General features: G+C 35.4%; 14 protein-coding genes and 1 tRNA gene. All 15 read right to left on the bottom strand.

Going from position 1 to position 13,527, the window contains the following annotated elements; all coding sequences use genetic code 11:
- Positions 1-37: 37 nt before the first annotated feature.
- The 15 genes from FN817_RS01810 to FN817_RS01740 all read right to left on the bottom strand — a co-directional run bounded on the left by FN817_RS01810 (position 38) and on the right by FN817_RS01740 (position 13,525).
- Positions 38-613: a Crp/Fnr family transcriptional regulator gene (locus tag FN817_RS01810; protein WP_142716463.1), complete on the bottom strand. Its 576-nt coding sequence runs from the start codon at positions 611-613 to the stop codon at positions 38-40.
- Positions 614-788: 175 nt separating this feature from the next.
- Positions 789-1,205 (bottom strand): EamA family transporter, encoded by a 417-nt coding sequence (locus tag FN817_RS01805; RefSeq protein ID WP_142716462.1) that lies wholly within the window; start codon positions 1,203-1,205, stop codon positions 789-791.
- A gap of 22 nt (positions 1,206-1,227) precedes the next feature.
- Positions 1,228-2,025, bottom strand: coding sequence for a phosphatase PAP2 family protein (locus tag FN817_RS01800; RefSeq protein ID WP_142716461.1), 798 nt, complete (start codon positions 2,023-2,025; stop codon positions 1,228-1,230).
- A gap of 25 nt (positions 2,026-2,050) precedes the next feature.
- The gene (locus tag FN817_RS01795; protein WP_142716460.1) at positions 2,051-2,635 is read right to left on the bottom strand and encodes an HD domain-containing protein; all 585 of its coding nucleotides are present in this window, start codon (positions 2,633-2,635) and stop codon (positions 2,051-2,053) included.
- Between the two features lie 134 nt (positions 2,636-2,769).
- Entirely contained in the window at positions 2,770-3,198 is a 429-nt protein-coding gene (locus FN817_RS01790) for a PepSY-like domain-containing protein (protein WP_142716459.1), read from the bottom strand.
- 70 nt (positions 3,199-3,268) lie between these two features.
- Positions 3,269-3,607, bottom strand: a complete 339-nt coding sequence (locus FN817_RS23555) for a phosphatase PAP2 family protein (RefSeq protein ID WP_142716458.1) — start codon at positions 3,605-3,607, stop codon at positions 3,269-3,271.
- Positions 3,585-3,932, bottom strand: coding sequence for an outer membrane beta-barrel protein (locus FN817_RS01780; protein WP_167498797.1), 348 nt, complete (start codon positions 3,930-3,932; stop codon positions 3,585-3,587). Before FN817_RS01780 ends, FN817_RS23555 begins: the two co-directional genes overlap by 23 nt.
- A 48-nt stretch (positions 3,933-3,980) precedes the next feature.
- Positions 3,981-4,781 (bottom strand): CPBP family intramembrane glutamic endopeptidase, encoded by an 801-nt coding sequence (locus tag FN817_RS01775; RefSeq protein WP_142716456.1) that lies wholly within the window; start codon positions 4,779-4,781, stop codon positions 3,981-3,983.
- A gap of 363 nt (positions 4,782-5,144) precedes the next feature.
- A tRNA-Ser gene (locus FN817_RS01770) sits at positions 5,145-5,229 on the bottom strand.
- 216 nt (positions 5,230-5,445) lie between these two features.
- Complete coding sequence (locus FN817_RS01765; RefSeq protein ID WP_142716455.1) at positions 5,446-5,940, bottom strand: hypothetical protein; 495 nt, start codon at positions 5,938-5,940, stop codon at positions 5,446-5,448.
- Between the two features lie 69 nt (positions 5,941-6,009).
- Positions 6,010-6,360: an immunity 51 family protein gene (locus tag FN817_RS01760; RefSeq protein ID WP_142716454.1), complete on the bottom strand. Its 351-nt coding sequence runs from the start codon at positions 6,358-6,360 to the stop codon at positions 6,010-6,012.
- A gap of 13 nt (positions 6,361-6,373) precedes the next feature.
- A complete protein-coding gene (locus FN817_RS01755) occupies positions 6,374-6,877 on the bottom strand; it encodes an Imm26 family immunity protein (protein ID WP_142716453.1) in 504 nt (167 codons plus the stop codon).
- 3 nt (positions 6,878-6,880) lie between these two features.
- A complete protein-coding gene (locus FN817_RS01750) occupies positions 6,881-7,486 on the bottom strand; it encodes a hypothetical protein (RefSeq protein ID WP_142716452.1) in 606 nt (201 codons plus the stop codon).
- 15 nt (positions 7,487-7,501) lie between these two features.
- A complete protein-coding gene (locus tag FN817_RS01745; protein WP_228451440.1) occupies positions 7,502-12,247 on the bottom strand; it encodes an RHS repeat-associated core domain-containing protein in 4,746 nt (1,581 codons plus the stop codon).
- A gap of 18 nt (positions 12,248-12,265) precedes the next feature.
- A complete protein-coding gene (locus FN817_RS01740; RefSeq protein ID WP_142716451.1) occupies positions 12,266-13,525 on the bottom strand; it encodes a tetratricopeptide repeat protein in 1,260 nt (419 codons plus the stop codon).
- Positions 13,526-13,527 lie beyond the last annotated feature (2 nt).

The raw sequence follows: 13,527 nt of genomic DNA, 5'->3' as shown, positions 1-13,527 counted from the left end.
AGTTCAGTGTTGTTCATTCAAAATCACTTCACAAATGTTACTTAACAATCTGTTTCCGGATCCGGCTCAAACTTTTAGGGTTCATTCCTAAAAAAGAAGCAATATACTGCATAGGGACATTGTGCAGAATTTCAGGATTTTGAGCCATCAGCTTCAAATAGCGTTTTTCAGCAGTAAGCGTTGCCAGTTCCTTTGCGCGTTGTTCATTATAGGATAACGATTGTTGAAATATCAAAAAACTGAAATCTTTAAATACAGGGCTTTGCTGCATAAGCAGATCAAGATCAGGCTTTGTAATGCGTAAAAGCTCACATTCCGTAATACACTCCAGGTTTTCATCAGATTTACTCTGACTGGTAAAGTTGGAATAGGAAGTAATGAAGCCGGGAGGACAGTTGATATGGGTGGTTATCTCATCTCCTTTATCATTATAATGGAACAACCGGACAAAACCGGAAACCACAAAATACAAGTACTGTGGTATTTTTTCTTCTTCCTCAATTATTCTGTTTTTTGGATACAAGACAGGTTCAAAATATTGAGTACATAATGCTCTGTCTGAATCTGAGAGCTTTACATTTTCTGAAATAAGTTGGTATAGCTGATCATGCATAATATTACAAAAATAACAACTTTCATCTTAAAATCTCTTAATCTTTATAATTGATAGACTTCTGCACTTTCTTAAAAATTCTACATACTCATAAAGCATAAAAAAACTGTATAATACAGATAAAATAATTGGATTCAATAAAAATTATTTTTAATTAAAATTGAAAATCAATACATCATTTCAAAGCAAACAATATTGTTCCACTAATGATTAACAAAGCTCCGATTACTGTTTTCAATGTTACCGTTTCTTTAAAAAATAATACGGATAAAATGATGGCAATAGCCACACTCAATTTATCTACAGCGGCTACCTGGGAAACTTTTCCAATTTGTAGTGCTTTAAAATAAAACAGCCAGGATAATCCCGTTGCAACTCCCGAAAGAACCAGAAATAGAATGTTCATTTTTGATAAAGAACCCATTTCTTTCGCTTCACCATTGATAAATACAATACTCCAGACCAAAACAAGAATAATCACCGTTCTGATACCTGTTGCAAGATTAGAGTTGATGTTGGAAACTCCAATTTTGGCAAAAATAGCAGTAAATGCGGCAAACAAAGCCGACAATAAAGCATAATAGAACCACATATTTTTGTTTTTAATGATCAATTTAAAAAGTTTTAACCAAGCCAATTCCCACACTTTTATCCTGATAAAACGGCATTACCATCGTAGCCATATTTTTGTTTTTTCCACCCAGAAAATGATTAATTTTTGGATATAACCAATAGGCTAATTCTGTGGAAAGGACTCCAAAACCAGCACCTGCAATAACATCCCCTACCCAATGTTTATCATTCAACATTCTGTAAACTCCTGTAAAAACAGCAAATGAATATCCTGAAACTCCCAGCCAGAAGTTGGTGTCCTTATATTCCCTGAACATAAATTGAGCAGAAGCAAATGCTACTGCCGTATGCCCTGAAGGAAACGATAGATTATTAGAACCATCCGGCCTCTCTTCTTTAACAATGTGTTTTAAAGGAATCGTGATGGCCGATGTTATTAGCATGGAAGTTCCGTAAATGATACTTCTTTCTTTAAAATCATGCTTTCCCTGCACACCTATTGCATTTAACCCGTATACTAAAACTGCAGGTGCAAATTGAGTATAATTATCAAGTTTGATATGATCCGGTTGGTGCTCATTAATTTCATCCCTGGTGGAGAAGTTTAATTTCTTGAGGCCATTCACAGACAAACTGGCAACACCATAACCAATAAGTGCTGTAGGAATAATTAAGCTTTTATAGTTCAGATGATTTTTTTCGGTATTTAACGCAATGATACTATCTTTCTTTGGTTCTTCAACCCGAATGGTATCATTGTTTGTTTGTCCAGCTATTTTTCCACAAGCAAAAACTAATATGAAGAGTCGAAATGCTATTTTTTTAGTAAACTTTGACATCTTGGTAATTCATTGATTTTAAGATTTATTCGGAACACTTTATTAATTGAATATTCACTTCTTTAAACTTTGTAAGAACATTCTGACCATAATCTGTGTAATATTTATGATCTTCTAAGAAGTTACAGTTCTTTACCAGCCATTCTTCATCAGTATAAATAAGGCCGAGATATTTTTCAAATTCTTGTCTGATTGCATTTGCGTACTTTGAATAATTTGGTTGTGTCAAATGATATAAATCTGCGTCACACAATACTTTGTCTAATAAAGAAGAAGGGTTTGGGGGATATTTTGTAGAATCAATACAACTTAAAACCGCATCAATAAAACTTTTTTCACATCCCCAATTTTCTAAGAAATTCTTTGCTATTTTTTGACTTTCTTCTTCATGACCGATATAAAGATTTGCATATCCGCTGTCATGAAACCATGCTGCCACCAATAAGACCGACATTTCGTCTTCCGACAGGTTACTTTGTACGCCAATTTCCCTTGCCGCAGCTACTACATCATAGGTATGACTCATACAGTGAAAAGAAAGATGCTCCGAAAGATTTTCTGAAAGAAATAATATCACATACCTGCTAACAGCTTCTAGTAAATTATCCATGATCTCTGTTGAGTTTTTATTAAAATTTATAAGCACATCCTAATCTTACTATTTTCTTTTCATCGTAATATTGATGACTCAGGCATTTTTGAGGTTTGTTGATGATCAATTAAAACCATGGCTTAAAAAAAATATCAATCTTTTTTTTCCTTTAAAAACTTTCCTTTATTATCAAAAATCAGATCTTTCCCGTTTACTTCTGCTTCATAAGTAACAATACCCTCTGAATCAGTAATCTTCGCCGCCTCTTTTATTTTCTGGTTAGGATAATTTTTAACTATATATGCTTTGATAGAAGTAGAAAGAGAATTGCTGCTCATTTCTGTTTCCGTTTCAAGAATGCTGCCTGAAGGATTGATCACAACGGATGCTTCCGTTCCATTTATTGTAAACCCTGCTTCATAATTACCGTCTTCTTTTTCCCATTTTGCATCTTTAACCGTTGGAAATTGTTTTTGAAAACCTTTCAGAACCGGTCCAGGAACATTTTTTTGCTGAACTTTTTGTGCATTAACGAAAACTACAGCTGTAATCATTGTTAATAGAATTGCTACTTTTTTCATTTTAATTAAATTTTGAATTTTCTACACAATATTCAGAAACGATTTTGTAGAAATTTTGAATTTCAAATTGTTAATTTATATTTCCAGAAACTTTCGTATCATTTTTAACATAAAAATATCCCATCATCAAGACACAGAAAACACCAGGAATAAACCCGCCCAGAACATCTTTAAACCAATGCACACCCAAATAAACCCGTGAAACTGCGCCGAAAAAAATAATGGAAAGACAAACCGTTATAAGAAAAATTTTCACTTTATATTTTATCTTTTTTAAACGAAGAATAATCAATATCAATGTCCCGAAAAAAACCGTATAAAATAAAACATGACCGCTCGGAAAACTTTGGTATTTCGTTTCTTCCAAAAAAGGACCACCAGATCTTTTAACTCCCTTGTGAAGCCTCATTTAAATAATCATTACTGATATCTTTGTCCTTTTTAAAATCTTTTCCAAACTTATAACTGAAGCTGATCCCAAAAGAACGAAGCGGCAACTGACGTACGGAATAGGAATTATAGTCATTGGTATCAACCGTTGTTACCTGCTTGATGTATTTATTGAAAGGATTGGTTGTTGTGATACCTATGCTTGCTTTTTTGTTCCAGAATTGTTTTCTGGCTGCAATGCTGTACGTAATCGATTGTGGGTTTTTACCCTGAATATTCCTGGCTGCTGAGTTATAATTCCCAAATACTTCCACGATAAAATCTTTTGGAAACTGGTAGTTCAATTTTGAATTAATTTTGAATTAACCAGTTCTTTATTCTTTCTTATCCATTTAAATAGTTATTCTTCCGGAAGATAAAATGTACACAGCCGAAACCATTACCAAGACAAAAGCTGCTAATCCTATATTTTCTGTCTGAATTTCATATCCTTTATCAACAACTGCATTCCATATACCGGATTGATTTTTAAAACCTGTTACCCATTGTCCAAAATTCCATGATGCATGAAGGGCAACGGACAAAGCAATTCCTTTTGTTTTTAATGCAGCAATGCCAAATAACAAGCCTCCTAAACCGGAACCAATGATTGACATTTTCCAGCTCATACCGGATAAAATATGTTCAAAAATAAACAGTATAATCATTACGGATAATGCGAATACTGCTTTAAATTTAGAGTCTAATGTTCTCAATAAATAACATCGGAAAACCAATTCTTCCCGAACGGCTATAAGCACATAAAAGAATAGATAAAAAACAATTGTTCCCCACTTGAAGCCAGGAGACATTATTAATTTCAGATGCCCGAAAGCCATAACAATTAAAGCCTGGAGGATTGCCAATAACAAGCCTATTATAAATCCATAAAAAAGCCTTTTGAGCGTTACTCTGCCTGGTCTTACTCCAATTTCAGAAAGTGTAATCTTATCCCATTTTACAAATAAAACGGTAAGAAGAAATGTTGCCAGCATTGCTATAAAAACAGACAATAAATCACCTTTTGGTTTTGATAATTCTTTTGTTAATTCTGATGTTGAAATCAGTATTATTATAGTGCAGACATAAAATAACAATACTTTTGTAAAAGCCTGAATCTTTACTTTTCTGAAATTTAGTTTATTATCTTCCATAGTAAATTAAGGTTTGTAAAGTATTAACTTAGAATCGCTGGCTTTGTTAAATAGGGGGAAGCTTCAGCCTAAAGATTCAAATAAAACAGCATTACATCTGTTCATAAAATTAATCAATTAATTTTTTCAGATTGTTGATAAAACTAAAGAATTAAATTTTTATATCATACATAAAAAGATGGAAGTTATTTTCAATTTGTAAATATTGGATCTTGGATCTTCCTTTGTACCGGTAGACCTTTCAAACTTCCAAGATTCTGCCACAAAGATTAAGAATTATTTTAAAGATTCTACATATCAACAAAGCACAAAAAAAGCTGTAAATATTTTACAGCTTTTTGTACTATTTTGTTTGAATAATTGCGGAGAGTGAGGGATTCGAACCCCCGGACCTGTTACAGTCAACAGTTTTCAAGACTGCCGCAATCGACCACTCTGCCAACTCTCCTTTAACTCCGGTTACACCGTTGTTTTCAGTGGTGCAAATATAGAACGTTTTTTATTACTGGCAAAATATTTTTTGAAGAAAATTTACATTTCTCTGTTTTTGAAGAAAATTCTATCTTTTCAAACCGTTAAATCAATTTTATTAATAGCTCAACTTCAGTTATTTACCCTTTAATAAAGGCATTGTGCATTCATTACTATTTTTTAATGCCTATTTTTACCCGTAATAATATTCGGTAGTCACATCTCCGCTAAAGGCCGGAAACATGTCCTGTTTCTGCATATTCAGCTCAAATAATCTTTCACCGTCTTTATTCCCTCCCCGTATTTTTAAAGAATACCATCCGTTTTCCAGAGATAGCGTGACACTATTTTCTTCGCTGATAGCAGCAATATCTTTTAAATAGCCAATGCCAACAATTTTCACTTCATTATTAGCGGTTTGAAATATCCAGCCTCGTGACTCCACCTCTACTTCATCATCATTCAAAATCTTTTCGTCATTCACAGAGACTCTGAATGCATAATAATCTTCTTCTACACCTATTATTGGAATAGCGATTCCTGATTTTGTTATTTCGTCTCCATGTTCATTTTCTACGAAATATTTTAAAATATTAGTACCCGGAAGATGATTTTCCTGCAGGTAGTTTGCTAAAAGCTGCGGACTAAACACCACAAAACCTTTAAGTTCTGAGAATATTTTCTTCATATATATTTGGATTGGATTTGGATTAAGTTTTATCTCATGTAAACCTGTTTAAACTGTTTTAATATTTGATTAGTCAAGTTCAGCCCGTGAAAACAAATCTTTGATTAAAGTTTCATCTTCACATGTTTTTTTAAAGCTTAAAATAAAATCTTTCAACTTTTCTGAATCGGAAGAGTAAGCACAAAACATTCCTGCTTCAGGATCAAAATGAATGATATCCATCAGATCTGCTCTTTTTTCTCTAATAAAAACATCTGCCAATGATGCCCAATCGTACCCATTTCCTTCAAACCCTTCATCAGCACGGGTATCAAATATTTCCTGTTTATACGCTCCCACGTCTAAGCACACCGAAAAGCTGTTTGCATGTTCTACCCAAAAAAAGGGCTTGATAACTTCTTTTAATTCATTAATTTCCATAATCTTAACGTTTCTATTGCTGGAGCTGAGCCAAGTTATTAGTTTTTATGGCATCTTCAACTCTTGTTGGATTGAATATAGTCCAAAGGTTATATTTTTTAGCTTCGTCATTACTTATTCTCTGCTTTGTTCCACCTTTCCATAAGTCAAAGCTATTTTCTGTACCCAGAATAAAAGTTATTTCGGAATAATTGGAATCCTTATTTTTATCATAATTATCTGTTTCAAAAATAAATCTCCATCTACTTCTGTCAAAAGCCAGCGTAGTATAAATAGGATCTGTTAACCTTCCAGAATTAAGAATTATACTTTTATCCTTTGGGATTTCACCTGTATATTTAAATATTTCAATAAGATCTCCTGTTGAATCATTTTTTTCAATTAATCTTCCATAAGCATAGGTCTCATTTTCAGAAAATTTAAAAGATTTATAATTTTTAATATTTTCCTTTACCCCACCAGGTAAAAATAGGGTTATGAAAAAGATATTACCTTCTTTTTTTTCAAAGTATTCCATAAATTATTTAAACTTATTTGCTAAATCTAAATAATATTGTTTCCCATATTCATTATTGGATTCTTCTGCTTTTTTGTTGAAATAATTAGCGGCCTCTTTTTTATTTTCCTCAGGAATTTTACTACCAAATAAATCCATAATTACTTCAAAAGAGCTTTCTGCTACCTTCTTCGGAGACATATTTTTCACCTCCATAAAGTATTGCCACTTTTTACTGTAATTTTTAAAATGTTCCATTCTTGGAAGAAATATCGCCACATAAGGACCTACATTTTTTTTGTAAGCATTTTCAAGCATCACCTCATAGATTTCCTTTGTTTCCGGAAGATTATATCTTTGAAGCATATTTCCTATTGCAGAAATGAGAAGAACAACTAACTTGGTATTGTCAGCATTATTTTTATAAATATCTAACAGGATACCTGTAAATTCTGCATCATTAAAGAGATCATTATAATATATTGAAACTTCCAGTCTTGGAGTTTTTTCAAATTCCTTAACAGCCTGAAAAAGTTCTTCATCACTTAACTTTTTCCATCCTGAGATTTGTTTTTTTAATGACTCAATGTTATCAATATTTTTCTGGATCTTTTGAGGTATGTTACTCATTTATCTATTTTTCTTTTATTTACATTCAACTTTAAATTTACCGTTACTTTCTACAGATTTGGTCTCGGCTTTACTCATAATATCGTCTATTTCAGCAAGTGTATAGAATTTTCTTCCTTGTTTCAACTTAGCAGGATCATAAGAATGATAGAAACCACCATCAAGTCTTCTTTTATTTAGTAAGGCTTGACTCTTATGATGAAATAACGCAGAACCTTCAATATTTCTGGAGGCAATTCTTCCATTTAAATTATCAACATACTTGACTTCGTCAAAGACTTTCCCGTCTCTTGCGTGCTCCATAAAACGTTCCTGAACAGGCCTTTCTGTTATTCCTTCATATACCATTACACCATTACTAAACAATTGATAAAATGCGTCTAATCCAAAAACATCAACCCAAATATTACTATCAAATACAAATGCATATAAATTAGGATTTCTTCCTTCTAAACCTATCGGGTCTTTAGAAATATAAATTCCACTATCATTATCATAATATCTGAATCGGTTATAATACAGACCATCTGTTTCTATATCCTCATATTGCCCAAGCTGCCTGAACGGAATAAAATATCGGTCACCTTTCACATTTTTAAGGTTTCCATAAATATCATATTCTGTACTCCAGACTACTTCACTTTTTCCATCAAAAGCCTGAACAGGTCTTCCTAAATAATCAGAAACAATACTATAGCTTTCTCCGTTGATAATTTTGGCACATGGCACATATGAATTTCGCTCATATACCCATGTAACCACATCTTGCACAGGTTCTTTTCCTGAAATGATGTTTCCGTCATCATCTACTGTGTTTACAGGTTCTTCATCAATATCATAACTCCATTCATGTAAAAGAACATTGCCATCCCAAATATAACGAGTTATTTTCTTTGCTCCAATTTTAGATATTCTTCTTCCTAGTGCATCATATCCAAAGCTCACCTCTTTTCCATCCGGACGTTTTACTTTGGTAAGCATACCGTTGGCATGCCAGAAATAAGCCCAGTCACCAGGATTCCATTCCGGGCTTTGTACTTCTTCTGAAGGCACGGAATTTACATCCGGTAGATCAATACCGTTCGGCAGCTTAGGAGTATTCAGCCAGTCTGAAGCAATGGGTTTATAGTAAGGATGAGCAATACTCTCCTCTTCTCTATTTTCCGGCTTCACATTATTAATAGGCCGTTTACTTTTTAACAGTAAGTTTCCTTCATCATCATAATGATAGAACCAGTTTTTGTCACGCATCAGTTTTCCGCCTTTATCATATACACGATCGGTTCTTCTTGCACTTTCATACAGGCAGCCAGTTGCGTCAGGGTTTTTATACTGAACTTCTCCACTGGAATTTTCTGCTGCGACAAGGCTTCCAAAGGCATCATAATCAAATTTTGTCCGTCCACCTGTCACCCTGTCCAGAATATGAAGCAAACGGCTTCCTGCTGCCCAGTCATAATCTTTATGGAAGGCAGTATCTGTTTTATTGACTGTCACTTTCTGGCTTACCGGCATTCCGATATGATCAAACTCAAAAGTGCTTTCTATCCCACCCGTCATTTCGCGGGAAAGCAGTTGTTCGTTTTGGCTGATATTGAGGTTCATCTGCCATGGCAACTGAAGATCCGGAGTAGCCGCTCTAACGGTTTTAAGATGTCTGAGATCATTGTAAGAATATTCTATTTCTGCACCCAAACTGCTTTGCAGACCTATAAGATTTCCCTGATCGTCATATTCATACTGGATAGAGTGTTCGCCTTGTTTTTCAGTGGTGATCTGTCCTAATTTATTTCTCTGGAAACTGATACTGCTGTCTTCATTATCAGCTTTAATCAGTAATCCTGAAGTATCATATTGAAATGCCTCCCAGGTGCCGTCAGGGTAATGAGTCTGTGTTATTCTTCGTCCTAAATCATATTCATAAAATGTATTGCTTCCCTGCGGAGTTCTTTTTTGGGTAATGAGCCCGTCTTTGTCTCTAATAAAGAACTTCTTCTGACCGTCAAAACCTGTTTCTCCTATGATTTCGTTATTATTATTTCTTTCAAAAGAATAGATTTCTCCTTTTTCATTGGTAATGCTTACTAAGTTTTCATAAGCATCATATCCAAAAATCAAGGTCTCTTCTTTTTTATTGGTAATTGCATTTCTTCTCACCTTACGTTTCAGGCTTCCCAATGGGGTATAGCTCAGCAGCCATTCTGCACGGCCGTCTGTAGCATATACCGGAAGGTCATAAGCATCATAACGAAGTTTCAAAGGTAATTGTCCCTCTTCATTTACTTCTATTACTCTTCCCATTCTGTCCCTATTCAGAAGGGTTCTGTTTAATGGTTTTGGACTGAAAACCAACATTCTTCCGTATTCGTCATATTTCAGATATTGCTCGGCCCCTGCGCTATTGGTCAAATGGATAATCTGCCCTCTCTGATTATACTCATAATGAGTGATAACATCTGCCCTTCTACTGGTTTCAGGAAGTCTTTCCCCATCGACATATTCGTAATATACGCTTTCTTCTGTGGGATCGGTATAGCTCAGCAATTTTCCGTCTTCATCATAACTCCATGTTTCAGAAGTCCCTGAAGGTGAGAGACGGGCAATCACCTGTCCGAATTCATTGTGCTGATAATGATACTCTTCCCCATCCAGGCTATGGAAAATCTTGATATTTCCCATTTCATCATAGGTATATCCTTCCACTCTACCCTCCGGAGATCCTATCATTTTCAGCTCGTTGTGAGCTGTGTAATCGTACCAGGTCTCCCCTCCTTCTCCATCAACCATTTTATAAACCAGAAAATTTTCATCATAATGATATTCTTCTGTTTTGTTGTTTTGTTTTGGATAAATAACTTGCGTGAACCCTTCTTCATCATGATACTGAAGTTTTCCTTCCATATATCCATCTGCTCCTTTTGTATGAATTACCCTTCCTTCTTTATCATATTCCCAATGATAACTCATTCCGTTTCGGTTGGTTCTTTTCACCACCTGATTTTTTCCATCATATTCATAGGCAATTGCTTTTTTATGAATATCCCAGACATGGGTAAGATTTCCCCGCTCATCATAATCGTAGCGAACCTGCAGGTCTCTCTGTTTTTTATAACAGTAATATACTTCTGTTACTTTTTTATACTCTGGATGAATAACAGTTTCTATGCTGAATCCACTCTTTACATCTTTTATGCTTTTAAGGATAATATTCCGGTCTTCATACTCATATTCTCTGATCGTGCCATCTCCATATTCAATACGAATCACCTTATAAATTGTTCCTTCTGTAACATGATAGAAACGTTTATAGGTATAAATATCAGTTCCTTTACGGATGACCCAGATACTGCTGCTTGGTCTGTACTGCCATATTTTCTGATCCCTGAAATAAGTCATCTCTTCCCCAATTTCAGGTGCGGGAATCAACATCGCTATGTTTTCATCCGGATGCATCCAGCCAGCAAACTTATTGTCTTCTTCAGGAAGAATAAATAAATCATGATTATTAAAGACTCCATTCCCTAATGGCCCAAAATCATAAGGTCTGTCACTGTGCCATACATTTCTCCATTGTAAAGGAGTGCTTCCCTGAATTTCAAAATCATCCCATTCAAAAACCATGGCTCCAGTTACAAGATTAACCGGCTCAAACCCCCATTTACACAATTTTTTAGATAAAGCATTGGCAAATTTGAATTTACTGAAAGGCGCTTTTTTAAGGACACTGTTATTGAATTTCTTTAATCCATTCGCTCCCAGTTTTCCTATTTTCTTGGTTAAACTTCTCATTAAAAACATCCCTGCAAGACGCATCAGCATTTCTCCGGGTGTATAGACATGCGGAACAAAAGCTCCACCCACCAATACAGGACCTCCCGTATTGATCTGGATATACATGCTTGAAAAATTATTATAGAAAGCAAAATAAGCCAGTGGATTTTTCTTTGGTTTATCCGGCATGGCGGGCAGCATGGTCATCCCGAAAGGAAATCCCATACAGGTAAGCACCTGCTGTGGCTGGTTTCCGCTCATTTTACTTCCCTGAGCCAAAACGGTCTGCGAGCCGTAATACACTTCTCCTTCATGCGGAGCTTCCTGAGGAAAAGGAATGATATATACAGGAATCAAGGAAGTAATATGCCTGAAAGGAATCACCACTCCCATTACACTGGTAGTGGTAGTTGCTTTATGTCTTCCGTGAACGTATATGGAGCCTCCCATCGGAATACTTTCCGGCAGTGATGGCATCAGATTTCTTGCAAACTGTGGAATCGGAATGGTGATGGTGATATAATCCATGATATCAAAAACAATCCCGATAAAAGGATGTGGCAACGGCAGTGGAATCAGCATAAATGATGGTGGTGGTGGAATCAGTGTCCAGTGGATATCAATGGCCAGCACGATATCAAAATGCTTGCTCGTATGCTGAATGGCAGTGGAAGGCATAGCCGGAGTATTCACTTTGATCAGCTTTACTTTACTTTCCGGAGCGGCTTTTTCTACAGTTACAGCACTGCCTCCGCCACCTCCGCCACTACTTTTCCCAGATTGAGCGCTATCTCCTCCAGCTAAGGATTTAACCATAGATACAGGATTCAGAGAGTCAACGTTATTTTTCATCCCATTCTTCCAACCCTGTTTGGTTTTGTCCCAGCTCACTGAAGTAACGTCTGCGTTCACCTTCAAAGAACGGTCGGGGTTCATATCCGGTTTTGCAACCTTTATGGGTTTTACTGTCTTTTTATTCAGATCTGCCATAATTTTTTTAATTTGAGATTACCCTGCTTTTGGTCTTTCTACACTCACTCGCCAGTCATCACCAAAATAAGTCTTCATTTCATTGTCCAGTATTGCTTTTTTAGAATGGTCACCTTCGTATTTGAGAATCAGCATTGAGGCTACAAACCGCAGGCTGCTCTGTTCCCGTACTGAAGAATCCATTAATTTTGCTATGTCGAGGCATTTTTCAAAATACCTTATCATTTTATCTTTTGTCAGCAGCGTATCATTTAATGTACCAATGATTCTGTAACATTCAATAGCCATCGCATATTCTCCTATCTTTTGTGCTGTTTCTGCAGCTTTTTCAAATATTTTTTCTGCTTTGGATTTTTTGGAATTTCCTAACAGATGGCTTCCGTAATTCATATACATCTGAACTTCCAAAGGCGAGTCGGACTCTACTTCTTCAAATATGATCCGGTAAGTATCTTCTGCCCTGTCTTTTTTCCTGTCTGCTGTATACGCCTGGGTAAGCATAAAATAGGCAGAAATCTCTCCCTGTTTATTTTTCTGTTCTTTAGCGAGCTTCACTGCTGTTTTTAAGGCATGTTCCGCTTCTTTGAATCTTTCTTTACTTAAATGGTTACTCGCTATAAGAATCTGCTGCTGAAAATCCGTATCCGGACTGTTTTTCTTCCGGTTAGTATGCGCTGCAGTATTCTGCATTAACTGATGGATATCCACTTCTACCCTGAAAGTGTGTGCTGAAGGAATCTGAGATAGTGTTCTATGGGTATGATGTTCTGCCCAAACCAGTTTAAGATCTTTATTTTCTGAAATTTCACAGATCCTGCACCATTCTTTCACCCAGAGGGACAGCTCTTCTGTATCACTGATCCTGAGCGGAGCTATATAGAGGTAAATCTTTGAATCCTTAATATTGGGAAAGTTTTTCTTTAATTCCAGTAAAGGATAAAATGCTTTGTAGGCATCTGTTTTAAAAACCTGTTCCGGATCTTTGAGTTCCCATTGCGGAATATTTTCTTCACTTTTTTTCAGCATTTCGTAGAATTCGGTCCATTCATCCAGTAAAGTCTGTCCGAAAGATTTCATTCCGTTAAATTCCTGATAATGGAGTAAAAAAATATCATCTCCTTCTTCATCTTCGGAAAGCTTTGATTTGATAAATCCATCAAAAAGATCGGTTTCATGTTTTTCTCCTATACAGATCAGCATAGGTTTTTCTTCGTTCTTTGAAACGACTTTCTGCCATTGTCTTTTTAATTTTACCAACTCCAAATCTACTGGATTCATCT

It is taken from the genome of Chryseobacterium rhizoplanae, from assembly GCF_900182655.1.
Classification (GTDB): Bacteria; Bacteroidota; Bacteroidia; order Flavobacteriales; family Weeksellaceae; genus Chryseobacterium; species Chryseobacterium rhizoplanae.
This window is presented reverse-complemented; position numbering and strand designations above follow the sequence as displayed.

Excerpts from the sequence above, each read along its gene's own strand:
- FN817_RS01790 (WP_142716459.1), bottom strand. The coding sequence starts at position 3,198 with ATGAAAAAAGTAGCAATTCTATTAACAATGATTACAGCTGTAGTTTTC.
- FN817_RS01800 (WP_142716461.1), bottom strand. The coding sequence starts at position 2,025 with ATGTCAAAGTTTACTAAAAAAATAGCATTTCGACTCTTCATATTAGTT.
- FN817_RS01740 (WP_142716451.1), bottom strand. The coding sequence starts at position 13,525 with ATGAATCCAGTAGATTTGGAGTTGGTAAAATTAAAAAGACAATGGCAG.
- FN817_RS01745 (WP_228451440.1), bottom strand. The coding sequence starts at position 12,247 with ATGGCAGATCTGAATAAAAAGACAGTAAAACCCATAAAGGTTGCAAAA.
- FN817_RS01805 (WP_142716462.1), bottom strand. The coding sequence starts at position 1,205 with ATGTGGTTCTATTATGCTTTATTGTCGGCTTTGTTTGCCGCATTTACT.
- FN817_RS01810 (WP_142716463.1), bottom strand. The coding sequence starts at position 613 with ATGCATGATCAGCTATACCAACTTATTTCAGAAAATGTAAAGCTCTCA.
- FN817_RS01765 (WP_142716455.1), bottom strand. The coding sequence starts at position 5,940 with ATGAAGAAAATATTCTCAGAACTTAAAGGTTTTGTGGTGTTTAGTCCG.
- FN817_RS01755 (WP_142716453.1), bottom strand. The coding sequence starts at position 6,877 with ATGGAATACTTTGAAAAAAAAGAAGGTAATATCTTTTTCATAACCCTA.
- FN817_RS23555 (WP_142716458.1), bottom strand. The coding sequence starts at position 3,607 with ATGAGGCTTCACAAGGGAGTTAAAAGATCTGGTGGTCCTTTTTTGGAA.
- FN817_RS01795 (WP_142716460.1), bottom strand. The coding sequence starts at position 2,635 with ATGGATAATTTACTAGAAGCTGTTAGCAGGTATGTGATATTATTTCTT.
- FN817_RS01775 (WP_142716456.1), bottom strand. The coding sequence starts at position 4,781 with ATGGAAGATAATAAACTAAATTTCAGAAAAGTAAAGATTCAGGCTTTT.
- FN817_RS01750 (WP_142716452.1), bottom strand. The coding sequence starts at position 7,486 with ATGAGTAACATACCTCAAAAGATCCAGAAAAATATTGATAACATTGAG.
- FN817_RS01760 (WP_142716454.1), bottom strand. The coding sequence starts at position 6,360 with ATGGAAATTAATGAATTAAAAGAAGTTATCAAGCCCTTTTTTTGGGTA.